The sequence below is a fragment of the Rhodoferax sp. LS1R11 genome (assembly GCF_056521395.1).
The window spans coordinates 83,855-106,798 of sequence record NZ_JBWMAW010000014.1 but is presented as its reverse complement, the minus strand read 5'-3'; the positions used below and the strand labels follow the sequence as shown (position 1 = coordinate 106,798).

Genomic DNA, 22,944 nt, shown 5'->3' with positions numbered 1-22,944 from the left:
GTGTTTGATGCTGATGCCAGCATCGCGCTGGACAGCACCTTCGTGAAGATCGTGGCCTGGTACGACAACGAGTGGGGCTACTCCAACAAGTGCCTGGAGATGGTGCGCGTGGTGGCCGCCCGCCAGGGAGGCCCGCTGTGAAGGTGTTGCGTTTCTCCGAGGTGGTGAAAAGCGGTTTTGCGGCCAACCGGCGCGTGTTCATCCGCGCCGACCTCAATGTGCCGCTGGATGCGCAGGGCCACATCACCGAAGACACGCGCATCCGCGCCAGCTTGCCCTGCATCCAGATGGCGCTGGACGCCGGTGCGGCGGTGATGGTCACCAGCCACCTGGGGCGCCCGGTGGAGGGTGCCTTCAAGCCCGAAGACTCGCTGGCGCCGGTGGCCAAACGCCTGGCCGTGCTGCTGGGGCGCGAGGTGCCGCTGGTGTCCGACTGGGTGGACGGCGTGAGCGTCAACGGCAAGCCGGTGCAACCGGGCCAGATCGTCATGCTGGAAAACTGCCGTCTCAACGTCGGTGAGAAAAAGAACGATGAAGCGCTGGCCCGCCAACTGGCTGCCCTGTGCGACATCTTTGTGCACGACGCCTTTGGCACCGCGCACCGCGCCGAAGGCACGACCTACGGCATCGCCCAGTACGCGCCGATGGCCTGCGCCGGGCCGCTCTTGTCGGCTGAGATTGACGCCATCAACCTGGCGCTGGCCCATCCGAAACACCCCCTGGTGGCCATTGTGGCGGGCTCCAAAGTCTCCAGCAAGCTCACCATCCTGCAAGCCCTGGCCAAGAATGTGGACCAGTTGATTGTGGGCGGTGGCATTGCCAATACCTTCATGCTGGCCGCGGGCCTGAACATTGGCAAAAGCCTGGCCGAACCCAGCCTGGTCGACGAGGCCCGGGCCGTGATGGCGGCCATGAAGGCGAGGGGGGCCGAAGTGCCGATTCCCGTCGACGTGGTCACCGCCAAAACCTTTGGCGCGGATGCGGTCGCCACCGTCAAGGCCGCGACCGACGTGGCGGACGACGACCTGATTCTGGACATCGGCCCCGAGACGGCCCAGCGTTTGGCTGCGCAACTCAAGCAGGCCGGCACCATCGTGTGGAATGGCCCGGTGGGGGTGTTCGAGTTTGCGGCGTTTGAGAACGGCACCCAGGTGCTGGCCCAGGCGATTGCCGAGTCCAGCGCCTTCAGCATGGCCGGTGGGGGCGATACCCTGGCCGCCATTGCCAAGTACGGCATCGAGAAAGACGTGGGCTACATCTCGACCGGTGGCGGCGCTTTTCTGGAGGTGCTGGAGGGCAAGACCTTGCCCGCCTTCGAGATCTTGCAGCAGCGCGCGGCGGCTTGATCCGTTATTGACGTTTGCTACATATTTAATAGCTGCTTGCGCACGTCCTGCCTGCGCTAGAGGCCTTTTTCATCATTTTTTTTATTATTTCAGGAGATTTTCATGGCTTTTGTTTCCCTTCGCCAAGTGCTGGACCACGCGGCCGAACACGGCTACGGCGTGCCCGCGTTCAACGTCAACAACCTGGAGCAAATCATCGCCATCATGGAGGCGGCGCAGGAGACTGACAGCCCGGTCATTCTGCAAGCCTCGGCGGGTGCCCGCAAGTACGCCGGTGAAGCCTACCTGCGCCACATGATGCTGGCGGCGGTCGAGACGCACCCCGACATCCCGGTGGTCGTCCACCAGGACCACGGCACCTCGGCGGCGGTGTGCCAGCAGTCGATCCGCTCGGGCTTTACCAGCGTGATGATGGACGGCTCGCTCATGAGCGACGGCAAGACGCCCGCCAGTTATGACTACAACGTGGATATCACGCGCCGCGTCTGCGAGATGTCGCACCCGATTGGCGTCTCGGTCGAAGGCGAGCTGGGTTGCCTGGGCAGTCTGGAAACCGGCGAGGCCGGAGAAGAAGACGGCATCGGCGCGGAAGGCAAGTTGACCCACGAGATGATGCTGACCGACCCGGTGCAGGCCAAGGATTTTGTCGAGAAAACCGGTGTGGACGCCCTGGCGATTGCCATCGGCACCAGCCACGGCGCCTACAAGTTCACGCGCAAGCCCACCGGCGACATCCTGGCGATGGACCGCATCGTGGCCATCCACGCCCAGATTCCCAACACCCACCTGGTGATGCACGGCTCCAGCAGCGTGCCGCAGGAATGGCTGGCCATTATTCGCCAGTTTGGTGGCGACATCAAGGAGACCTACGGCGTGCCGGTGGAAGAAATCCAGCGCGGCATTCAAAGCGGCGTGCGCAAGATCAACATCGACACCGACATCCGCCTGGCCATGACCGGCGCCATGCGCCAGGTGTTCGCCCAGCAACCCAGCGAGTTCGACCCGCGCAAGGCGCTGGTGGCGGCCAAGAATGCGGCACGCGGCATTGTCAAGGCGCGCTTTGAGGCGTTTGGCTGCGCGGGCATGGGCAGCAAGATCAAGCCGGTGTCGCTGGAGGTGATGGCGAAGCGGTATGCCTAACGGGGCCGGACAGCACCATGCGCCTTCTGTGCGCTACCTCGAATGCCTGTTTTTCGTTAGCATTGGGTCCCTCAACCCCCACAGGAGCAACCCATGAGCACCTCTGTTTGTCCTTTTGTATGGCATGACCTGATCACCGCCGACACGGCTGCGGCGAAGGCGTTTTACGCGCAGGTGTTTGGCTGGAGCATGCAGGCTTTTCCCGGCGAGAACGAGTACACCGTTTTGACGGCTGGTTCCACAGGCATGGGCGGCATCATGCCGATTCCGGCAGAGGCGAACGCGCGCGGCGCACCGGCTTGCTGGCAAGGCTACATCGCGGTCCCTGACGTGGACGTGTGGGCTGCGCGGGTGCAGGCCAAAGGCGGCTCCATCATTCAAGCACCCCAAGACATTCCAAACGTCGGGCGCTTTGCCGTGGCTGCCGATTTGCATGGCGCGGTTTTCATTCTGTTCAAGCCCAGCGGCGAAGCAGCTGCGCTCAAGCCGACCCCACAAGCGCCAGGAACCGTGGGCTGGAATGAACTGCATGCAGGCAACGGTCTGGCGGCTTTCGACTGGTATGCCGAGCTGTTCGGCTGGAGCCAGGTGAGTGACATGGATATGGGACCCATGGGCGTCTACCGTTTGTTCTCTACCGGTGGCCCGGATGCGGCTGGCGGCATGATGACCAAGATGCCAGAGGTCCTCGGCCCGTTTTGGGCCTTTTATTTCAACGTCGACGCCCTGGATGCCGCCATTGAAAGGGTTCAGGCTGGCGGTGGCAAGGTGTTGAACGGACCCATGGAAGTGCCCGGCCCCATGTATGTTGCGAATTGCCAGGACCCGCAAGGTGCGTGGTTCTCCATGGTCGCACCGCGGCGCTAGTTTGCAGAAGTTTGATTTCCCGCCACCGGCAACTCCAGCACAAACTCCGCTCCGCCTTCTGCATGGTTGTGCACCCTCAAGGTCCCGCCATGCTGCTCCACGATGCCGTAGCTGATGGACAAGCCCAGTCCGGTGCCTTTTCCTACTGGCTTGGTCGTGAAGAAGGGGTCGAAGATGCGTGAGAGGTGTTCGGGTGCAATGCCGGGGCCGTTGTCGCGCAGGCGCAAACAGGCGCGGCCCTTGGCCACCTCTACGGCAATCCAGATCACCGGCGCGTTGGTGCCGGCGCCACTCACCGCATCCAGCGCGTTTTGCAACAGATTCATCAACACCTGCTGCAGCTGCGCCGCGCTGCCCGTCACGGTGCAAGGCGCGCCGGGCTGCCAGTGCAGCTCAAAGCGCAGGGTGGAGCCCTTGCTGATCCAGTGCACGGCGCGTTCCACCACCTCGTTCAGGTTCACCGGCAGGCTGACCTCGGGGTCCATGGCGGAAAAGCGTTTCAGGTCGTTGACGATGTCGGCGGTGCGCTGCGCGCCTTCCAGTGTGCCGGCAATCAGCGAGGGCAAATCGTCCAGCATGTGTTCTATGCGCAGCTGCTTGCGCAGGGCCTGCACCGCGGCCGTGTCTTCGCCCGCGTGTACCGCGTTCACATAGGTGCCCAGGCGCGCGCAGTAGCGGCTCAGGGCATGCACATTGCCCAGCACAAAGCTGATCGGGTTGTTCAGCTCATGCGCCACGCCCGCCACCAGGCGGCCCAGGGACGCCATTTTTTCGGAGTGGATCAGCTGCTGCTGCGTGCGCTTGAGCGCGTCGTGGGCGGTCCGCAGCTCCTGGTTGGTGCGCTCAAGCTCGGCGTTCTTTTTCTCCAGCTCGATCTCGTCATCGATCAGCTGCGAATACACCTCGTCCATCTTCTGGATCACGTCCAGCCAGGTGGATTCGTCCACGCCTTCCAGGCCGCCGGGGGACGGCGCATGGGGCAGTGTCGGCGGTGGGCGCGGCGGCATGCTTTTCAGTTTACGGGATCAATGCACGGTACACACCATGCAGGGATCAAAGGAGCGCACGATGTGCTGTACCGCCACGGGGGTGATCTCGCCGGGCTGCACGGGGGCCCCGACCAGCGCCTGCTCCAGCGCACCGGGGGTGCCGGCGGCGTCACGCGGTGAAAAGTTCCAGGTGGTGGGGGCCACGATCTGGTAGTTGGCAATGCGGCCCCGGCTGGCCACCACCCAGTGGCCCAGGCTGCCGCGTGCGGCTTCGCTCAGGCCCACGCCCACCCCTTCGGTGAAGGTGGGTGTGGGCACGCAATAGGCTTCATTAGTTTTGAGTTCCTGCAACCAGCGTTCCATCATGGGGACGACGCGGGCCAGCTCCAGCAGGCGCGACAGCACCCGGGTGTAGACCGTGCCACCATGCCGGCCCACGGCGTCCCGTATCAAGGGGTGTGCGCTGGCCAGTTGCCTGGCAATGGCGCCGGTCTCAATGACATCGCCGCCCAGGCGGGGGGCCTTGTTCCAGGTGTAGGCGTCGGGTTTGTTGATGTCCGGCTGCGTGATGCCGTCCTGTGGGTGCCGGGGGCCTGCCGCGTCCGACAGCCAGGCGTGGGTGGCATCCTCGGTGATGCTGCTCACATCCAGCGCAGACAAGGCGCCCGTACTGGTCTGCCACACGCCGCCGCCCAGTTCAAAGCCGCCCTGGGGTTGCGGGTAGGCCCCAAAACTCAAATAGCGGCCAGGTCCTGCACCGAGGCTGGCCAGGCCGCAGTCTTGCACCATGCTGAGGAAAAGGCGGAAATCGCCACGCCAGGGGTCTTGCGCGTGCCAGGTCCACAGCGCTGCTTCGCTGCCCAGGGCCGTGATGAACTCGAGCGGTTCGGCAAATAACTCGCGCTCCAAAAAGCGGCGGAACTCGCGCACTTTTGCCAATAAGCGAATGCGTTCCGCTGCTTCGATGGGGCGGGTGGAGCCACCGGGCTCAATGCTCTGCGTATGCGGCCACTTGCCCGCCAGCGTGCCCAGCAGCGTGAACCAGCGTTGCCGCGCCGCAATGGCCGCCCGCGTCTGCTCACCCGTCTGCGTGGCAAAGCGGCGTTGCGCCTCGGCATGCCAGGGCTGGTGGGCATACACCGGCCGGGTGAAGTCGGGCATGAAAAAGAGATAGAAGTGCGTCAGGTGGTCGGCCAGGTTTTCGGTGGCCAGGATCACATTGGTGGCGTGCTGGCCGTTGGGTGGCATCTCGATGCCGCCCAGACTGGCCAGTGCCCGCGCGCAGGCCACGGACTGCGACACCGAGCAAATGCCACAGATGCGGGGCACATAGACCAGCGCATCATGCGGATGTTTGCCCTGCAAAATCTGCTCAAAACCGCGGTACATGGGGGCATTCACGTGTGCGGAGGTGACCCGGCCCTCCTCAATTTCGAGGGTGACTTCGAGGTCACCCTCGACGCGGTTGAATGGTCCGACCAGTAAACGTGTCATTTCAGCGGCTTCACTTCAGTCGGGTTTTGCGTGCCACTGGCGCCACCACCAGGTGGTCGGCCACGGCATTGAGTTTGACGCGACGTGGCGTCGCCGACTTGGACAGGGAAGCCAGGGCCACAAACCAGGCCTTGGGCATGTCCGTGGGCAGGCCAATGGGAATGCCAGCGAGCTTGGGCGTGCTGTGAAAAGGGTGGCCGGGTTCCTGAAAGCCGGGCTCGGTGCAGGCAATGCAGGCGTAGCCGCCGCGCGTGCAGGAGCCCTCGCCGTTCCAGGGCCGGGTGTTGCAGTCGGCATGCACCTGGGTGCCCTTGCAGCCCATGTTTTCCATCATGCAGCCCAGGTCAGACGGCTTTTCGGCGCTGGCTTTGTACTCGTAGTATTCATTGCGCGAGCAGCCGTGGTGTACCAGCTGGTCGGCATAAAAGCGGGGGCGTCCCAAGGTGTCCAGGTCCACTTCGGTCAAGGTGTCGGCGGCCAAGGCCATCAGGCTGTCAATGACCCAGCCCGGATGGGTAGGGCAGCCCGCGATGTTGATCACCGGCAGGCCGCTCCTGGCGCGAAATTCGGCCCCGAGCAAACCGCCCAGGCGGTCGTCGTCATATTGCAGGCCGCACGCGTCGGTGGGGTTGTTGCCACCCGCGGTCACGCCGCCCCAAGCCGCGCAACTGCCGACGGCGACGACATGGCGCGCCCGGCGGGCAAGCTTCTCAACCCAATGGATCATGGGAATGCCCGTCCCCGCCAGCACATGAAAGCGGCCCGTGCCATGGGGGCCGCGCAGCAGGGAGCCTTCAATACACAGGGCATCCAGCCGCAGACCACCCGCCAGGATGTCGTTGAGCATGTTGATCAGCTCATGACCGCTCTCCAGCGAGAGGGAGGGATGCCACATCAGGTTGATACCGGCGTCGCGCAACTGACCATGAAAATCTGTGGTGTCGGCACACAGCAATGACATGCTGCAGCCACCGCATCCACCGGACTGAAGCCACAGCACATTGAAGTTGGCGTTCGTTGATACTGAAATTTCCATGCTCAGCCCTCCAGTCCGAAGCGGGCCATCTTGCCGCGCAAGCCAACCCTTGACAAGCCCAATTCCGTGGCCGCGCGGGTCTTGTTCCAGCGGTGGCGCAGCAGTGTTTCACGCAGCACCATGGCCTCAATCGCATCAAGCCGCTCACTCAGGCTGCCACTGCGGGGCAGGCTGGCCGCCTGCGCGCCCGTGGCCAGGCCCGCCTGACCGTGCAGCACGCGTGACGAGAACGACTGGGCGGCGACCACATTGCCTTCGCTGAGGGCCATGGCACGTGCAATTTCGTTGCGCAATTCACGAATATTGCCCGGCCAGGGGTAGCCCATCAAGCAGGCCATGGCCTCGTCACTGAGCGAGGCTTGCGGGCAGCCCAGTTCGGCACCGACTTCATGCGCCAGACGCCTGGCAATAGGGGCGATGTCGCCGGCACGTTCGCGCAGCGGTGGCACGGTGATGGAGACCCCCGCGATGCGGTAGTACAGGTCCTCGCGAAACAGGCCGTCGCGCACACGTTGCTCCAGGTCGCGGTGGGTGGCCGCGACCACACGCACATCCACGGGAACAGCGTGTGCCGCGCCGACGGGGCGCACTTCGCGCTCCTGCAGCACACGCAGCAGCCGTACCTGGAACGCCGGCGAGGTTTCCCCGATTTCATCGAGGAAAACGGTGCCCCCGTTGGCCCGCTGGAACAGTCCGGGGTGATCTTCATAGGCCCCCGTGAATGCCCCGCGTTTGTGGCCGAACAGTTCGGACTCCAGAAGTGTGTCGGGCATGGCGGCACAGTTTTCCACCACGAAGGCGCCACCCGCACGCGGGCTGGCGTAGTGCACGGCCCGGGCCAGCAACTCTTTGCCAGTGCCGGATTCACCCAGAATCAGCAAGCTCAGGTCGTAGCGCGCCACGCGTCTTGCCATCTCGCACACCGCATCCAGCGGGCTGCCAGGCGCACGTTCAATGCGGTCGAAGTCAAAAATGCTGCGCGCACGCGACAACTTGGCCGTGGCGCGCTGGCGCAGCACCGGTGTGCTGGTGCGCAACTCCAGATGCAGCCGGTTGGTGTCGCGCTGCAGGGACTGCGCCTCCACGGCGTTGCGCACGGTGGCCAGCAGGTGGTCGGGGACCCAGGGTTTGAGGATGTACTGGTAAATACCCGCTTCATTGATGCCGGCAATGATGTCTTCGGAGTCGGTGTAGCCCGAGATCACGATGCGTACGGTGTCAGGCCAGCGCTCGCGCACCTCTTTCAGGAAGAGCACGCCGGTCAGTCCGGGCATGCGCTGATCGCACAGGATCACGCTGATGTCGGTGCGTTCCAGCCGCTCGCGGGCTTCATCGGCATCGCTGGCGGTGTAAACCGTAAAGTCTTCATCCAGCGTGCGGCGCATGGCCTCCTGTGAACGAACCTCGTCGTCCACGACCAGCACGGTGGGCAAGACGTCAGCAGTGTTCATGGGCGGTGGATGGCCAGGTGCCGCGGTGTCCAGGCGTGGGGCAGCTTGTGGACAAAGTGGTAGCGCGCCACGTGGTAGCTGGGGTCGAAGCCGTAAAAATTGCGGTACATGCGGGACAATTCTTCTTTGCGGTAATCAGCCAGTGGGCGGGTTGCTTCGTCGTCAGCGCGGACCTTTTGCTTGTGCAAAATCCGGTCGTTCAAATTGTAGGTGACGGCCAGTGCCAGTGCCGGTTGAATAACGTTGCTTTCAAAGCCGTCAGATGTGCCGTCCAGGCAGTGGTCCACCAGGCCCAGGCGCTGTGCATCCGTTGCGGAGAGCGGCATGCGCTGCTTCATGATGTGGTGGGCGGCATCTGACCCGATGCGTTTGGGAAGCAAATAAGTCCAGTATTCTGATCCGTAGAGGTTGCCCATGTTGCGATAGTGGGGGTTGAGCACCGTCCCCTGGTGCGCCCACACTTCATCGGCGGCCAGCGCCAGAAACACGCCGCCGGCCCCGGCATTGCCGCGCAACACCGCCACGGTGATCCGGTCGGTGGTTTCAATGAGTTCCCTGGCCAGGTCATCCATCGCATGGATGTTGCGCCAGGATTCGTCGGCGGCGCTGTTTTGGGGTTGATGCGCCGCGGCCTCAATGCAGTTCAGGTGGATGCCATTGCTGAAAAAGTCACGCCCGCCAACTATCAACAGGACGCGGGTGTCGCGTTGTTTCACCTGCTGCAAGGCGGCCAGCAAGCGCAAGCATTGGTCGGTGGACATGGCCCCGTTGTAAAAGTCAAAAGACAGGCAACCCACGCGAGCGCCCACAGGCCCACATTCGCGGTAACGCAATTCGCTCCATTCATCGTCCGCGCGTTCGAGCGGGACCGCCCAGACGGGCAGCGCGGCGGCCTCGGCCGCAAATGCCAGAGTGGCTGGTAGCTTGAAAGGTGCCTCGTTGCCGCAGGCGCGTGCCAAGCGAACCTGGCCAATCCAGACGCCCCCATCGACGGTGCGCCGCAGCAGGGCGCCATCTCGCTGGGCGACCACGGTGCCAGCAACGATGCCCGCCAATGCCAGCAGGGCAGAACCGGTTGCAGGATGCGCGTCAAATAAATGGCAGGGGAGGCCCCATAGCTCGTCCTGAACGCCTGGCTGGCCGTCGGCGCTGCGAAGCCGCGCCAGGATTTCGGCGGTGGTGCGGCGCAACCAGTCGATGCGGCGTATGACCTGGGGCATGGCTGGCCGCCAGTGGCTGGCTGGGACGGCCAGGCTGGCCGGGTCCGGTAGGGTTGGCGGATCAAGCCGCTCTCCGGCGGCAAAGCGCTCCACCGCATGCAGCACGGCCGCCACAGCCGCCTGGGTCACTTCAGCCCGGTAGAGGCTCCCCTTGCTGGCCGCACGGGTGTTGAAACTGGCGTGAGCCCAGACCGGGCCTGCATCGAAATCTGCGTTGGCCTGCAACACGGTGACACCCCACTGAGGCGCCTGTTTCAGCACCGCCCAGTCCAGTGCGGCGGGCCCGCGGTCCCCGGGCGGGCCGGGGTGCACGACCAGGCACACCACCGAGCGCCAGACGGATTCAGGAATAAGCCGCTTGAGAAACGGGGCGATCAGCAAATCCGGCTGGAACAGGGCACAGGCTTCTTCAGTCACCGAGTCCGAAATGTCCAGCTCCACGGACAGCTGGTGCCCCAGTGATTTCAGGGCCGTAAACAGCCGTTGCGACAGGCTGTTGAAGCTGTGGCAGAGCAAGAGAATGCGCATGGCGTCAACAGATTCGCGGTAGTTGCTCGCCGCTGAGCCAGTCCACCACGCGCCGGCCGCCGAAGCGGGTGTTCATTTGCACAAAGTGGTGCGGGTCTTCGGTCACGGTGCCGATGCGCACCGCTTGCGCGCCCAGCGGATGGGCGCGCATGGCGAGCAACAGGGCCGCGGCGCTCTCGGGGCGGCAAATGGCAATCAATTTGCCTTCGTTGGCGACGTACAGCGGGTCCAGGCCCAGCAGCTCGCAGGCCGCATCGACCTGCGGCAGCACCGGAATCGCGGCCTCTTCCAGCACCATGCCGACGCCGGACTGGCCCGCGATTTCGTTGAGCGTGGTGGCCAGGCCGCCGCGTGTCGGGTCGCGCAACACGCGCACGCCGCCGGGCGCGGCCTGCAGCATGGCCGCCACCAGCGTGTGCAGGGCGGCGGTATCGGACTCAATCGTGGTCTCGAAGTCGAGCGACTCGCGTTTGGAAAGAATCGCCACGCCGTGGTCACCGATGGTGCCCGACAACAGCACGACGTCGCCCGGGCGCGCATTGATCCCTGCGATGTCAACGCCTGGCGCCACCACACCAATGCCGGTGGTGCTGATGAACACGCCATCACCCTTGCCGCGCTCCACCACCTTGGTGTCGCCCGTGATGACCGGAACACCCGCCTCGCGCGAAGCGGCTGCCATGCTGTCCACAATGCGTTTGAGTTCGGACAGCGGGAACCCTTCTTCCAGGATGAAGCTGGCCGCCAGGTACAGCGGTTGTGCCCCGGACATGGCGACGTCGTTGATGGTGCCGTGCACACTCAGACAGCCTATATCACCGCCCGGGAAAAACAGTGGCGACACCACGTGGCCATCGGTCGCCATCACCATGCGCCCCCCGACGGGAATGGCAAATGACGCGCTGTCGTCGCCCTGGCGCAAACAGGGGTTGTCCAGTGCGGCGACGAACAGTTCTTCAATCAGCTGGGCGGCGGCACGGCCACCGGCACCGTGGCCCATGTCGATGCGACCATTTTTGAGGTCGAGTGGGCGGATGTAGTTTTTCTTGGCCATGGTTGTCATGCAGTTTCTGCCACGATGGCGATGTCGCGGAAGCGCCCGTAGGAATAGTGGGCAGCGCAGGCCCCTTCACTGGAGACCATGCACGATCCCACCGGGTTTTCTGGCGTGCACACGGTGCCAAAAATTTTGCAATCCGTCGGTTTCTTGACACCCCGCAAAATAGCGCCGCACTCGCAAGCCTTGTTATCAGCCACGGGACGGTAGTCGAGGTTGAAGCGGCGTTCGGCGTCAAACTGTGCAAAGGCCGGCCGGATTTTCAGGGCGCTGTAAGGCACCTCGCCCAGGCCACGCCATTCAAAGCTGGTGCGCAGTTCAAACACGTCGGACACCAGTGCTTGTGCATTCAGGTTGCCATCCCGGTCAACCGCCCGGGTGAACTCGTTTTCGACTTCATGGCGGCCCTCGTTCACCTGACGCACCAGCATTAGCACGGCCTGCATCACATCGAGCGGCTCGAAGCCTGCAATCACCACGGGTTTGCGGTATTCATCTGCAAAATGTTCGTAGGGGCCGGAACCAATGACGATGCTCACATGGGCCGGGCCGATGAAGCCGTCAATCGGCACCGTGCCGTATTGCCGTACTTCAGGCGACTCCAGGATGTGGGTGATCGCCGAGGGCGTCAGCACATGGCAGCTCAAGACGGTGAAATTTTTCAAATCCTGACGCTGGGCATAGCGAATTGCCAGTGCGGTGGGCGGGGTGGTTGTTTCAAACCCGATGGCAAAAAACACCACTTCCCGGTCCGGATTTTGTCGGGCAATCGTCAGTGCGTCGGCAGCGGAATACACCATGCGGATGTCGCCACCGCGTGCCTTGGCTTTGACCAACGACAGACCCTTGGAGGCCGGCACGCGCATGGTGTCGCCGTAGGTGCAAACGATGACGTTGCGTTCGAGCGCCAGCGCGATGGCCAGGTCAATCCGACCAATCGGCAAGACGCACACAGGGCAGCCTGGTCCGTGGACCATGCGCACATTGGGTGGCAGCAGTTCGGCGATGCCGTAGCGGGATATGGCGTGGGTGTGACCGCCGCAGAACTCCATGAAACTGTAGTTTCGGTCGGGTTTGACCTCAGTCGCCAACCGTTCTGAAATCTTGCGAGCGATGTCGCCATCGCGGAATTCATCAATGTATTTCATGGTGTGGTCTCCAGTGGCTGGTCTGCATGCCGGGCCATCTCGCCAAACATGATCAGTGTGCGTTCGGCTTCTTCCGGATCAATGCGTCCGATGGCATGACCGACGTGAACGATCACGTAGTCACCGACAACGGCATCGGGCACCAGGGCAATGGATATTTCCTTGCGGATGCCTCCAAGGTCAACAATGGCCTGGTCGTTGGCAAGAAGCTCAACCAGTTTGGCGGGTATGGCTAGGCACATGACAGGCTTTCGGTTTCAGGGTTGGGAAGGGTGGCGTAGGTATGAGTTTGTGCTGCGAGGCCATGTGCTGCAACCCAGGCCTGGCCCAGTGCCAGGCCCGCATCGCCGCAGGACTGACTTTGCGGCATCAGTACCTTCAGGCCGCGTTGTTGCAGGCCGGAGGTGATGCGACGTTCAAGCACCTTGTTTAAAAAGCACCCACCGCCCAGGCATACTGTACGCACGCCGGTCTTTTGAGCGGCATTTGTTGCCCAGTCGGCGAGCGCATCGGCCAGTGCCAGGTGGAACCAGGCTGCCGCAGCCGGCACAGCCGGGGAGTCTGCGGGTGTTGCCAGAAGCAGTGTCAGCAACGGGCGCAGGTCCAGCAGGGCCAGGTTGTGCGTGTCAACCGCAGGGCGTACGGGAGGATGGGCGTTGTGGTCGAGCCAAGCTTGCGCCATCTTTTCAAGGGCTATCGCGGCTTCGGCTTCGTGGGCTTGCCGAATGCTTAGTCCCAAGGCTCCTGCGGCGGCATCAAACCAGCGCCCGGTGCTGGTGGTGATGGGGCAATGGATGCCTTGCTCCAGCATGCGTTGTACCGTGTCTGCGGCGCTCTTCCCGACGACCGCGGAAAATCGCGGGCCGACTTCAGGTGTGCGGTCCAGCGCATGCAGTGCGGCGGCTGCCATGCGCCACGGCTCCCTTGCCGCCACATCCCCGCCCGGCAGCGCCAGCGGCCACAGATGGCCCAGACGCCGCCACTCGCGTTGATCAACCCACAGCAATTCGCCACCCCAGGCGGTGCCATCGGTGCCGAGCCCGACGCCGTCTAGCGCCAGTCCTACCACGGGTTCCTGCAGATCATGCTCAGCCATCACTGCGGCGATATGCGCATGGTGATGCTGCACGCCCATGGCGGGCACACCCAGTTCATTCGCCAGCTCAATGGCCAGACGCGTGCTGTAGAAATCAGGGTGCAGATCATGCGCCACAGCGGCCACGGGATGCGCCGCTTGACGCAGCAAGGCGTGCACGGACATCTCCAGGGCGCAACAGGCATCGGGGTCGCTCAAGTCACCATGCGGCGCAGACCACTGCGCCTGTCCCTCCGAGAGTAAACACGCCGCATTTTTGAGCCAGGCACCGCAGGCCAGCACCGGGGGCAGGTGGGCCGCCATCATTGCGGCGCCATGGCGTGCCCGAGCCAGTTCAGCCAGGCGTCCATGCCCTCACCCGTGGTGGCAGACAATTTCAATATCTCGATGGTCGGGTTGACGCGGCGTGCGAGTTCAATGCAGCGCTGCACGTCGAATTTGACATGAGGGAGCAGGTCAATTTTATTGAGGATCATCAGCTTTGAAGCGGCAAACATGTCGGGGTATTTGAGCGGCTTGTCTTCGCCTTCAGTGACCGACAGAATCGCCACCTTGGCCGCTTCTCCAAGGTCCCAAACGGCAGGGCATACCAGGTTGCCTACGTTCTCAATGAACAGCAGGCTGTGTTCGTCCGCATGCGAATGGTGATGGTGATGGTGGTCATGATCGGCATCCTGGTGCTGGTGGAGCTGCGAAAACGCTTGTGCCACCATGGGTGCATCCAGGTGGCAGCCCTTGCCGGTATTGATCTGAATGGCCGGTGCGCCGGTGGCGCGAATCCGGTCGGCGTCAAAACTGGTTTGCTGGTCACCCTCTATGACGGCCACATGCAAGCCTGGTTCGCGGGCCTTCAGGGCTTCGATGGTGGCGCACAGCAAGGTGGTTTTGCCCGAGCCAGGGCTCGATACCAGATTCAGGGCCGTCACCCCGTGGGCCTCGAAGTGTTGACGGTTTTGGCGGGCGATCTGGTTGTTGGCACCCAAAATATCGGTCTCCAGCTTGATGGCACGGGTCTGGCTCATGCCGGGCACGGATACCCGCGCAGCACCGGCGCCGAAATTCAGGTCGCCACTGAGTGGATCGACATGGACATGGGTGTGAAGAGGGTCATGCCCTTCAATCACAGATGTTTTTGTACCGGTGTTGGAACAGCCGCAAATGACACACATTGTTTTGTCTCCTTGTTGTTGAGTTCAGTCATCTTCGACCAACATGTCGACGACGCGTAATTCAGTGCCGCCAGTGGCCTGCAACTGATAGTGGCCGCAGCTTGGACAGGCGTCGCCACGTTGCTGGATCAAGACCGTTTGTCCGCAGGGCAGGCACCAGGCTTGGCCGGGTGGTTCATCAATTTCAAATCGGGCATCTTGCAGACAGGTGCCGGGTGCCAACGCTTCGAGTGCAAACCGCAAGGCGCGTGCTTCCACGCCAGCAAGTTGCCCGGCTTCGAGCCGAAGCAGGGTGACGCGGCGAAATCCTTCGCGCAGCGCTGTGTCTTCGACCAGTTTGAGAATGCCCCCGGCCAGACTCGCCTCATGCATGGCAGTCCTCCGTTAATAGTTCATGTTTCACGCAGGGATCGTACGCGCTGAAGAGCAGATCGGTTTCCCGGCAAACCCCGGGTGCCGTTGGGGGGGGCAATTTTTCAAGGGCCTGTGCGACCGCGCCCTGCGGATGGAAATTCCATTCCGTCGGTGCCAGCACATGGCACGATGTCACCCGGGCGTCTTCTTGTGTACCGTCAAGCTGGACATGGTGAACCAGCAAGCCGCGTGCCATTTCAACCCAGGCCAGGCCCTCGCCCCGGGCCGTTGCCATGCTGCCGATGGCCAGCCATGACGCGCCGCTGCGGCGAGGTTCATCGGCCAGCGCGAGGCGGACCAGCTCGGCCAGACGGGAGCCCAGGCGCAGCCACGGCGTGTTGATCATTTCAGGGTTGGCCTGGCGCAGGCGTGTCCATGGGCCGGTTTCAGCACATTGGCCACGCCACAAGGGCTGGCGCGTGAAACCGGACTGACGACGCAGGCAGTCGGCCAGCACCATCAAACCGGCCTCGCTGGCGTGCACGCGCAAGAACGGGGCGGCAGGGGTTAGTTTGTCAGCCTGCGGTCGGGCCTGGCGCAGCAAGTCGGCCAGCCAGCCGGAGTCCTCATCGCTCCATGCGCGCAGCCAGGCGGCGGGGTCTTGTTCCCAGTGGGCCAGCCACACCTGCGCCGGCATACCCAGCAGGTGTGTCCCCAGCCAATGCTGCAGGCCAGGACAAGGCTCAGGCTGTTGGCCGCCAGACAAGTCTGGCGCCACAGCCGCCGTAAATAGCGGGCACTGCTGCAGTGCCGCGTGGGCTTGCCGCCTCGCCTGATCGGATACCAGCCCAAACGCCAGTTGCCCAGGCCAGTCCAGACCGATGCGGCGGACATGCTCGCGCAAGGTTTCCTGCTGCAGCTCTTGTGCGGCATTCAGCCGGGTGGGCGCCGCACGCCCCAGTGCCGACGTGACAGCCATGTCGGCACACAGGCGATGCGCATGCCCACACAGGCTGAACAGACTGCCCAACCGGGTGGACAAGGTCGCGGCGGGCACCCCGCGTGTGAGTAAAGCCGCCCAATCGCGACGGCTGCTCACCAGGTTGTGGGGCCGTGGCTGGCCTGGCGCCACACGCAGCACACCCGCCAGGTCGTCGGGACTTGCCAGGCTCATGGCGCATCTCCTGCAGACGACCTGCGCCCGAACAGGAAGGCCCGGCGTGCCGCCAGGTCGGAAGGCTTGGCCGGTGCGGGCATCGGTGGCTGGCGCAGCGTCGCCAAAACGGCCTCGCCTGTAGCGCGTGCCGCAGCGTGGTCATGGAATTCGAACATGGGTGAAAAGAGTGAACAGGCCTCATAACTGCCAAAAATGGATTCGTAGCCCGCGATGAAATCAAAGCATTCGGTGCCGACTTGATGGGTCCGGCTGGTCCCTGCCGCATGGGGTTGATCGATTCGCTCCAGCGGGAACCAGACCAGATTCATGAACCAGGGGGTAATCAGCACACCCACGGCGCCTTGTGGCTCGCCGGGTTGATCGGCATGGCCTTGGCACAATTCAAACCCAAGGGCTTCAACACGTAGCGCCGGGTTCAGTATCGGAATACCTGCCATGCGGGTTTTGGCCACGCTGTCAAACAACGCGACGAGCGTATCCGTACGCGAACGTAGCACGGCCGTGAAGGATGATGGCGGTTTCAGGTGGTGCATCTGGATACTTGCCTATGCAGGGTCCACCAACACCATGAATTGTTCGGCTTCGCCATCGCATTCGGGACAGCGCCAATGGGCGGGGAGGTCGCTGAACGCCGTCCCCGGCGCCACTTGCCAAACGGGGTCTCCCAGTGCCGGGTCATAGACCCACCAGCAAATCTTGCACTCCAGACGCGCGGTCGCAGGCAGCCGCGCACTGTTGCCAAGGTAGCTGCCTTCAAAGCGGGGCGCGCTGGAGGAAATCATGCCTGCTCCACCCATTCGAGCACTTCCTTGAGGCGCTCATAGGAGTCTTGCAAGTCTTCCGGTGCAGCCAGTGCCACTTCCGGGATTTCGGTGACTTCGACGGTGTTGAGAATCACCAGGTCTTGCGAGTTGTAGTACACCACGCGCCAGCAATTGGGCGTGCAGGTGTTGGTGATGCGGCAGTTGCCGTAGCCGCGCGAAAGAATCAGGACACGGCCTGTGCCCAGATGGTGGTCAAGAAAACCAATGTCCTCATTGGACATGGGCAACAAGGTGAGGTTCACCACATGCGCCGGTTCGCCAGGTTGCCAGGTGCGCCACTGGTCCTCAATCTCGGCCAGCAGTGAGGGCGCATTCTGTACATTGGGTGGCAAGGCACCCTCCCAGCGAGGTACGGAGGGCCAGACGTCTTGTTTGGCCGTGCTCTTGAGGACCGCTGGCACAGCACCCAGCTCCAGGGTGTCGGACACCACCGCACCATTGACCGACTGTATGACACGCCAGACGCCGGCAAACACCGATTCCTGAATGTTCAACTCGACTTGCGCATCGCCCGCGCTTTTGACGATGGAACTGACTTCGCCTTCACCGAGAACCTGATTGATTAGCTTCAAATCAGGCATGGACAGATGGCCCAGATCAACACTGCGGTTGGGGCCGCCGTGGCGTACTTCTTCCAGCAACGCCAAAGCGTCACGTAAAGCGACATGTGCACCGACGCGGGCGGCAATTTCCTCCGGCTCAGGCAACACGGGTGGGCGGAAGGTTTCCATGCCCTGAGGCATGGCCATGTAGTCCAGAACGTCGTCTTCGAGTTGGCTGCCTGGGCCAATGCTGACGACGGGAATGGGAAAGTCTTTCATTGCGAGATACCTCTTTAGTAACAGCTTCAGTGGCAGGATGTGCCAGATGCGGTGGCGCTGACCACGGGAATGCCAATCGTCGGGGCACGTGAAATCGGCATGGACAGGCATCGGGCCATTTCCTGGATGTACTCGTCCCAGTCGTGCATGCCGCACAGGGTGGTGATGTACTGGCCGTCACGCAGAAATAACAACGTCGGCCAGCGTTGTGATCCGTAACGTTTGGCCAGGGCCTGTTCAAGCTGGCGCGGTACCACGGCCACCTTGAATCGGTCAGGAAAGCAGCGTTGCAGTTCAGGCAGAACCACGGCGACATCCAGCCCTTCCGGAAATTGCACCGGGTCACCTGCGAACAGAACAACGCGGTCGCCACCTTCGGCGGCCCATGCATCAATTGTTTGCTCGTCAACCCAGGTGGCACCATGCTCACTGACCAGTCGCTCGATCAGAGGGGATGTTTCAGGTACGGCACGGGGTGCTTGTACGGGAAGTGTGACAAAAGCTTCGCTGCTTGCCGCAGCCATGGTTTCAGTGTTCAAGAGATTTCTCCAAAGTTTGTTGTTGTGTCGAGCCCGACAGCGCCAAAATCTGTTCCCGGCTCATGGCAGATGGCAGGCTGAAGCCCACGCTTTTGTCGAGGGTGTCGCCCTGTAGCGCTGCTTCCATCAGGTTAAGGGTGACATTGATTTCCTGCGCCCGTTCAGCGCTGATTCGTTCCTGGGCGCTGTCGATGAAAATCAGCAACCACTCACTGGCTATGGCTGCGCCTACCAGGGCCGTGTTCACGCGTCGGCGTTCGCCGCGTCCCTCGCACAGGGCATGGCCGGGCTCAACGGTGACAACTTGCATGGGAATGCCAATACACATGGTGGGTGGCCTCAGGTCGTTACCGCAGAAGGAAAGAACCGGTCGTCGCCCAGGCGGCAGGCCAAGTCTTCGTCTGGCCGTTGGCCCTCATAACTGTCGAGGTCCAGTTGGGCAAACGTGACGGCCTCGAGGTCAGTGAGGGGCGTTGTTCGCGCGACGGGTTGTGCCCCCCAGCTTCGCAAGGCATGAACGCCCAGCGCCAGGGCGTCTTCCATGGCGCGTTTGACGCTAGGGCGCAGACTGCCGCCATAGTCATCCAGCTCTTCGGGCTGACAACCGATCAGCATGACCTGGCTCGGAAATTTTTCAGTTAATTGCGCCAGCATGAGTACCTCCTGAAAACCCGTCTGGTGCAGGCTCATTTTCTTGGCGCCCATGAAACGGGGAACTTCATCGTCCTCAATGACTTTCAGCGTGCCAGGGACAAGGCCGTAGTCGATGGCATCAAATATGAGGAGGCGTGTGGCTGCCTGCACATGCTGAATCAGGTACAGGCCTTGGGTGCCGCCATCGATCAGACGGACGTGGGGTGCAAATTCGTAGCGGCTTTGCAGCGTCTGGATGCATCGCACGCCAAAGCCTTCATCGGCCCACAGGACGTTACCGATACCCAGGACACAAATGCTCTCCAGGTTGTCACCACCCTGGTGACAGGTGGTTTGAGGCGAATTGGGGCTCATGGTGAATTTATTCCTTCAATTGGTGGGTTAGCGAATGCCGGGCGCCTGGCCCGACCGTGAGCGCAGCAACTTCCACGCGTGGAAACTGTCCCACGCGGCTTGCAGGGTCAGCCAAAAAGTTGCGTCAGACTGAAACACCAAGGCGCAGCGGATGGCTGTGTCGGGGGTCATGCTGCGTTGCCCTTGCACCAGTTCATGCAGACGACGACGGGATACCCCCAGCAAGTGCGCCGCATCGGTCTGTGACAAGCCCATGGGTGCGAGGTAATTGCGGTTTAAAAAATGCCCGGGATGCCAGGGCGCACGTGGCGGCACACCGGGGGGCGTGCCCTTCATGGTCGACAGTTGACGCCACGCGGTTGTCACGATCATCAGTCCTTGAAGGTGCGATGGCCGGAGATCATGGTGCTGATCACGCTTGAGCGGCCCATGATGTCTTCACGAATGGCTGCGTAGACGTGCAGGATGACAAACATCACCAGACCCCATAGACCCAGATGGTGCCAGGTGTGCACGTCCTGCGACTGTCCCATCAAGGGGATCACCCAGCCAAACAAGCGTTCCTGCCATGAACCCATTTGGGAGCCTTCGCCATAGAGCGCGAAGCCGGTCACGATCATGAATACCGAAAGCAGCATGAAGCCGAAAACCATGGCAAAGCGTGCCAAGGGGTTGTGGCCGACGTACCGCCCGGGGCGGTCTGACAGAAACGCGTACCACTTCAGCATGCCGACCAGTTCGTGCCAGTAGGCGCGCTGGAAGATCGGTACCCAGAACAATTCACGCGCATGGTGGTTGCCGACAAAAGCCCAGTAGATGCGCCCGAGCAAGCCGACGGCCAGTATGTAGCCTGATGCGAAATGCGCAAACCGGATGTAACCCATCAGAAAATTGGCACTGGCCTCCCCGGGCTGTGTCGGCAAGGGGGATCCTATGAAATAACCTGTGATGGACAGTACGGTGATGGCGAGTGCATTGATCCAGTGCCATACCCGTATTGGAGCTTCGTAAACATAGACCGACTTGATGGAGGAGGCCCGGGCGACCTCCAGCGCGTCAGCAGCCGCTTCATCGGCTGGCTTGTCGTTGTGTTGCTTGGCCGGTGTGGCGTGTGTTGAAGACATGGTGCTTCTCCGTTGAAGGAAATTCTTGACAGGTGCGTTACAAACGCGCCGCCAGCATGACCACGCCCGATGCGCCCATCAGGACGGCAGTTGTGCGTCCCACCCATGTCGGCAAGTTCTGCAGCGCATTGCCGGCAGCCAGTCCGATCCCGTGCAATGCGGCAGAGCCGAACATGAAGCCTGCGGCATAGGCTGCAAATGATTGCCCTGGAATCAGTTCGGCACCATGGGCATACCCATGAAGCAGCGCGGCGACTGACACCAGGGCTAGCCCGGCGATCAGTCCTGTCCTGCGTGCCAGCAGCAGCAGGGCGCCCAGAACCATCACACTGCCCGCGATGGCGGGCTCAGCTTGCGGCAATGCAAAACCTGTCAGTGCCATCAATGCCCCGACGAGCAGCATCGCGACGAACAGCGCCGGTCCAGCCAGGCGATGGGCCTTGGGCAGCATGATGACGGACCAAATGCCGACGGCCACCATCGCGAGTAAGTGGTCCAGACCCAAAAATGGATGGACGATGCCGGCGACAAACCCCTCCGCGCCATGCCCGGTATGGGCCTGCGCCGAGGCGATCGTCGTCATCAGGGTCAAAGCAGCCGCGGATCGCAATAAGTTAATTTTTTTCATTTTGAAATGTCTCCTGGTAATACGGGACGAGTAAAAAAAGAGGCGCTTAACGCACGGTGACTGTGGCCATCTCTTGCCCTTCAGGGCTCATCACATGGGTTGAACAGGCCATGCAGGGATCGAACGAATGCAGTGTTCGCAAGATCTCCACCGGTTGTTCCGGATTGGCCATGGGCGTGTTCATCAGGCTGGCTTCAAAAGCGCCAATCTGGCCCTTGTGGTCGCGCGGGCTGGCGTTCCAGGTGCTGGGTACCACACATTGGTAGTTTTCAATGCGACCGTCCTTGATCTTGATCCAGTGACCCAGTGCGCCGCGTGGCGCCGCGACGGTGCCCACGCCTTTGGCCTCTTTGGGCCAGGTGGAGGGATCCCATTTTTCGACATTGGCCGTGGCGGTATCACCCGCCTTGATGTTGGCGACCATCTCCTTGAAGTCGTCGTACATCATTTCTGCGCAGTACTGTGATTCCAGTGCGCGTGCCAGCGTGCGGCCAATCGTGGTGGGCATCAACTGTTTGACGGTGTATTGCGTCTCGGCCATGCCCAAGGCCTTGGGGAAGGCACTGTTGATGATTGCGGCGGAGGTGTCGATTTGCTCCTTGACCCGCTGGCAATTTTTGTTGCCCTGCTGGGCGTGTGCGTAGCCCAGGATGTAGCGCGACAGTGGACCAACTTCCATCGCATGGCCACGCCAGCGTGGCGACTTGACCCAGGAGTACTTCGCACTTTCGTCGATTTCATCGATGCTGGTGCGTGTCCCTTTGGTCTTGGCCCCCAACACGTAGTTGGGTTCGGTCACACCATCCCAACCATGCAGGCCCTTGGTCTCGTCGCCGTACTTGTACCAGCTGTGCGTCACGAACTCCTGCACCTGTTCCGGATCGCGCGGGTCAACGGCGTGAATCTTGTTCCAGTTGCCGTCGAGGATGGCGCCGCCCGGCAGTTTTTGGGTACTGTGGTCGCCCATGACCTTTTCGTAGGTGCCGTAGTCCATCACATTGGTGGCAGCCAGACCACCGCCATAGAGCCAGCCAGCATTTTTGTAGATCGTGCCGATGGCCAGTACGTCAGGTATGTAGACGTTGTTGTTGAACTCGATCATTTCCTTGATGCGTTGCTCAACAAAGTTCAGGCGTTCCATGTTCACCGGGGCTCCTGCAGCGCCTTCCTTGTCGAGGTTGATCGCGCAGGGCATGCCGCCCACCAGATAATTCGGATGAGGATTTTTGCCACCGAAGATGGTGTGAATCTTGACCCATTCCTTTTGCAAGTCCAGCGCTTCAAGGTAGTGTGTGACGGCCATCAAATTGGCTTCAGGCGGCAACACATAGGCTTTGGAACCCCAGTAGCCGTTCATGAAGGGTCCGAGCTGGCCACTTTCCACAAACTTCTTGAGACGATTCTGGATGTCGCGGAAATAGCCGGGCGACGACAGCGGATGACTGGGTGACACGGCCTGTTGCAGCTCGGAGGTCTTTTTCGGGTCAGCTTTGAGGGCGGACACCACGTCCACCCAGTCCAGCGCATGCAAATGGTAGAAGTGCACGGCGTGGTCATGTACCTGAAGCGTCTTGGCCATGATTTCGCGGATCAGGTAAGCGTTTTTCGGTATCACGATGCCGAGCGCGTCTTCCACGGCGCGGACCGAGGCCAAGGCGTGACAGCCCGTGCACACGCCGCAAATGCGTTCGACAAATGCCCAGGCGTCGCGTGGATCGCGGCCCTTGAGAATCACTTCCAGGCCGCGCCACATTGTGCCGGTTGATACGGCATTGCGAATGATGTTGCTGCTGTCCACATTCACCTCAACACGCATATGACCTTCAATGCGCGTGACCGGATCAACCACGATGCGTCGGCCCGTGTTGTCCATCTTGAAACCTTGCGTTTCGTATGCACCCATGTTTTTTCCTTGGTTGTCTTGTCTT

The 22,944-nt window shown here is 62.0% G+C and carries 25 protein-coding genes and 1 pseudogene; 4 read left to right on the top strand and 22 right to left on the bottom strand.

Annotation, left to right across the window (positions count from 1 at the left end):
• From AC097N_RS16360 to AC097N_RS16345, 4 genes and pseudogenes are all read left to right on the top strand, one after another.
• Nucleotides 1-141 (top strand): annotated as a pseudogene (locus tag AC097N_RS16360) (type I glyceraldehyde-3-phosphate dehydrogenase); the annotation flags it as partial.
• Nucleotides 138-1,346: a phosphoglycerate kinase gene (locus tag AC097N_RS16355; RefSeq protein ID WP_479582850.1), complete on the top strand. Its 1,209-nt coding sequence runs from the start codon at nt 138-140 to the stop codon at nt 1,344-1,346. The pseudogene AC097N_RS16360 and the gene AC097N_RS16355, both read left to right, overlap by 4 nt.
• Before the next feature lie 102 nt (nt 1,347-1,448).
• Nucleotides 1,449-2,486 (top strand): class II fructose-bisphosphate aldolase, encoded by a 1,038-nt coding sequence (gene fba / locus AC097N_RS16350; protein WP_479582848.1) that lies wholly within the window; start codon nt 1,449-1,451, stop codon nt 2,484-2,486.
• A 93-nt stretch (nt 2,487-2,579) separates the two neighbouring features.
• Nucleotides 2,580-3,353 (top strand): VOC family protein, encoded by a 774-nt coding sequence (locus AC097N_RS16345; RefSeq protein ID WP_479582846.1) that lies wholly within the window; start codon nt 2,580-2,582, stop codon nt 3,351-3,353.
• Here the strand turns inward: AC097N_RS16345 and AC097N_RS16340 are convergent.
• Genes AC097N_RS16340 through AC097N_RS16235 form a run of 22 tightly spaced genes read right to left on the bottom strand, consistent with a single transcriptional unit; the run spans nt 3,350 to nt 22,919 of the window.
• Nucleotides 3,350-4,360, bottom strand: a complete 1,011-nt coding sequence (locus tag AC097N_RS16340; RefSeq protein ID WP_479582845.1) for a sensor histidine kinase — start codon at nt 4,358-4,360, stop codon at nt 3,350-3,352. The two genes, AC097N_RS16345 and AC097N_RS16340, sit on opposite strands and share 4 nt — an antisense overlap.
• An 18-nt stretch (nt 4,361-4,378) precedes the next feature.
• Nucleotides 4,379-5,836 (bottom strand): nickel-dependent hydrogenase large subunit, encoded by a 1,458-nt coding sequence (locus AC097N_RS16335; protein WP_479582843.1) that lies wholly within the window; start codon nt 5,834-5,836, stop codon nt 4,379-4,381.
• Between the two features lie 10 nt (nt 5,837-5,846).
• Nucleotides 5,847-6,872: an NADH-quinone oxidoreductase subunit B family protein gene (locus AC097N_RS16330; protein WP_479582842.1), complete on the bottom strand. Its 1,026-nt coding sequence runs from the start codon at nt 6,870-6,872 to the stop codon at nt 5,847-5,849.
• Between the two features lie 2 nt (nt 6,873-6,874).
• A complete protein-coding gene (locus AC097N_RS16325) occupies nt 6,875-8,323 on the bottom strand; it encodes a sigma-54-dependent transcriptional regulator (protein ID WP_479582840.1) in 1,449 nt (482 codons plus the stop codon).
• Nucleotides 8,320-10,071, bottom strand: a complete 1,752-nt coding sequence (locus tag AC097N_RS16320; RefSeq protein WP_479582838.1) for a hydrogenase maturation protein — start codon at nt 10,069-10,071, stop codon at nt 8,320-8,322. Before AC097N_RS16320 ends, AC097N_RS16325 begins: the two co-directional genes overlap by 4 nt.
• 4 nt (nt 10,072-10,075) lie before the next feature.
• Entirely contained in the window at nt 10,076-11,134 is a 1,059-nt protein-coding gene (gene hypE / locus AC097N_RS16315; protein WP_479582836.1) for a hydrogenase expression/formation protein HypE, read from the bottom strand.
• A complete protein-coding gene (gene hypD, locus AC097N_RS16310; RefSeq protein ID WP_479582833.1) occupies nt 11,131-12,276 on the bottom strand; it encodes a hydrogenase formation protein HypD in 1,146 nt (381 codons plus the stop codon). The genes hypE and hypD overlap by 4 nt, the downstream gene beginning before the upstream one ends.
• Nucleotides 12,273-12,518, bottom strand: coding sequence for a HypC/HybG/HupF family hydrogenase formation chaperone (locus tag AC097N_RS16305; RefSeq protein ID WP_479582831.1), 246 nt, complete (start codon nt 12,516-12,518; stop codon nt 12,273-12,275). The genes hypD and AC097N_RS16305 overlap by 4 nt, the downstream gene beginning before the upstream one ends.
• Nucleotides 12,509-13,675, bottom strand: a complete 1,167-nt coding sequence (locus AC097N_RS16300) for a Kae1-like domain-containing protein (protein ID WP_479582829.1) — start codon at nt 13,673-13,675, stop codon at nt 12,509-12,511. Before AC097N_RS16300 ends, AC097N_RS16305 begins: the two co-directional genes overlap by 10 nt.
• Complete coding sequence (gene hypB, locus AC097N_RS16295) at nt 13,675-14,541, bottom strand: hydrogenase nickel incorporation protein HypB (RefSeq protein WP_479582827.1); 867 nt, start codon at nt 14,539-14,541, stop codon at nt 13,675-13,677. Before hypB ends, AC097N_RS16300 begins: the two co-directional genes overlap by 1 nt.
• 24 nt (nt 14,542-14,565) lie before the next feature.
• Nucleotides 14,566-14,913 (bottom strand): hydrogenase maturation nickel metallochaperone HypA/HybF, encoded by a 348-nt coding sequence (locus AC097N_RS16290; RefSeq protein ID WP_479582825.1) that lies wholly within the window; start codon nt 14,911-14,913, stop codon nt 14,566-14,568.
• A complete protein-coding gene (locus tag AC097N_RS16285; RefSeq protein ID WP_479582822.1) occupies nt 14,906-16,069 on the bottom strand; it encodes a hypothetical protein in 1,164 nt (387 codons plus the stop codon). Before AC097N_RS16285 ends, AC097N_RS16290 begins: the two co-directional genes overlap by 8 nt.
• The gene (gene hybE / locus AC097N_RS16280) at nt 16,066-16,605 is read right to left on the bottom strand and encodes a [NiFe]-hydrogenase assembly chaperone HybE (protein WP_479582818.1); all 540 of its coding nucleotides are present in this window, start codon (nt 16,603-16,605) and stop codon (nt 16,066-16,068) included. Before hybE ends, AC097N_RS16285 begins: the two co-directional genes overlap by 4 nt.
• 12 nt (nt 16,606-16,617) lie before the next feature.
• Nucleotides 16,618-16,854: a rubredoxin gene (locus AC097N_RS16275; RefSeq protein ID WP_479582816.1), complete on the bottom strand. Its 237-nt coding sequence runs from the start codon at nt 16,852-16,854 to the stop codon at nt 16,618-16,620.
• Entirely contained in the window at nt 16,851-17,717 is an 867-nt protein-coding gene (locus AC097N_RS16270) for a hydrogenase expression/formation protein (protein WP_479582814.1), read from the bottom strand. The genes AC097N_RS16275 and AC097N_RS16270 overlap by 4 nt, the downstream gene beginning before the upstream one ends.
• 26 nt (nt 17,718-17,743) lie before the next feature.
• On the bottom strand, nt 17,744-18,256 hold the full coding sequence (locus AC097N_RS16265; RefSeq protein ID WP_479582812.1) for a hydrogenase: 513 nt from the start codon (nt 18,254-18,256) through the stop codon (nt 17,744-17,746).
• Nucleotides 18,246-18,584 carry a HypC/HybG/HupF family hydrogenase formation chaperone gene (locus AC097N_RS16260; protein WP_479582809.1) on the bottom strand — a complete coding sequence of 113 codons (339 nt, stop codon included), beginning with the start codon at nt 18,582-18,584 and terminating at the stop codon, nt 18,246-18,248. Before AC097N_RS16260 ends, AC097N_RS16265 begins: the two co-directional genes overlap by 11 nt.
• 11 nt (nt 18,585-18,595) lie before the next feature.
• Nucleotides 18,596-19,264 (bottom strand): HyaD/HybD family hydrogenase maturation endopeptidase, encoded by a 669-nt coding sequence (locus AC097N_RS16255; RefSeq protein ID WP_479582806.1) that lies wholly within the window; start codon nt 19,262-19,264, stop codon nt 18,596-18,598.
• Nucleotides 19,265-19,291: 27 nt separating this feature from the next.
• Nucleotides 19,292-19,630, bottom strand: coding sequence for a HigA family addiction module antitoxin (locus tag AC097N_RS16250; RefSeq protein ID WP_479582804.1), 339 nt, complete (start codon nt 19,628-19,630; stop codon nt 19,292-19,294).
• 5 nt (nt 19,631-19,635) lie between these two features.
• On the bottom strand, nt 19,636-20,388 hold the full coding sequence (cybH, locus tag AC097N_RS16245; protein WP_479582802.1) for a Ni/Fe-hydrogenase, b-type cytochrome subunit: 753 nt from the start codon (nt 20,386-20,388) through the stop codon (nt 19,636-19,638).
• Nucleotides 20,389-20,425: 37 nt separating this feature from the next.
• Nucleotides 20,426-21,016 (bottom strand): HupE/UreJ family protein, encoded by a 591-nt coding sequence (locus tag AC097N_RS16240; RefSeq protein ID WP_479582800.1) that lies wholly within the window; start codon nt 21,014-21,016, stop codon nt 20,426-20,428.
• A 46-nt stretch (nt 21,017-21,062) separates the two neighbouring features.
• Nucleotides 21,063-22,919 (bottom strand): nickel-dependent hydrogenase large subunit, encoded by a 1,857-nt coding sequence (locus AC097N_RS16235; protein WP_479582797.1) that lies wholly within the window; start codon nt 22,917-22,919, stop codon nt 21,063-21,065.
• Nucleotides 22,920-22,944: the final 25 nt, after the last annotated feature.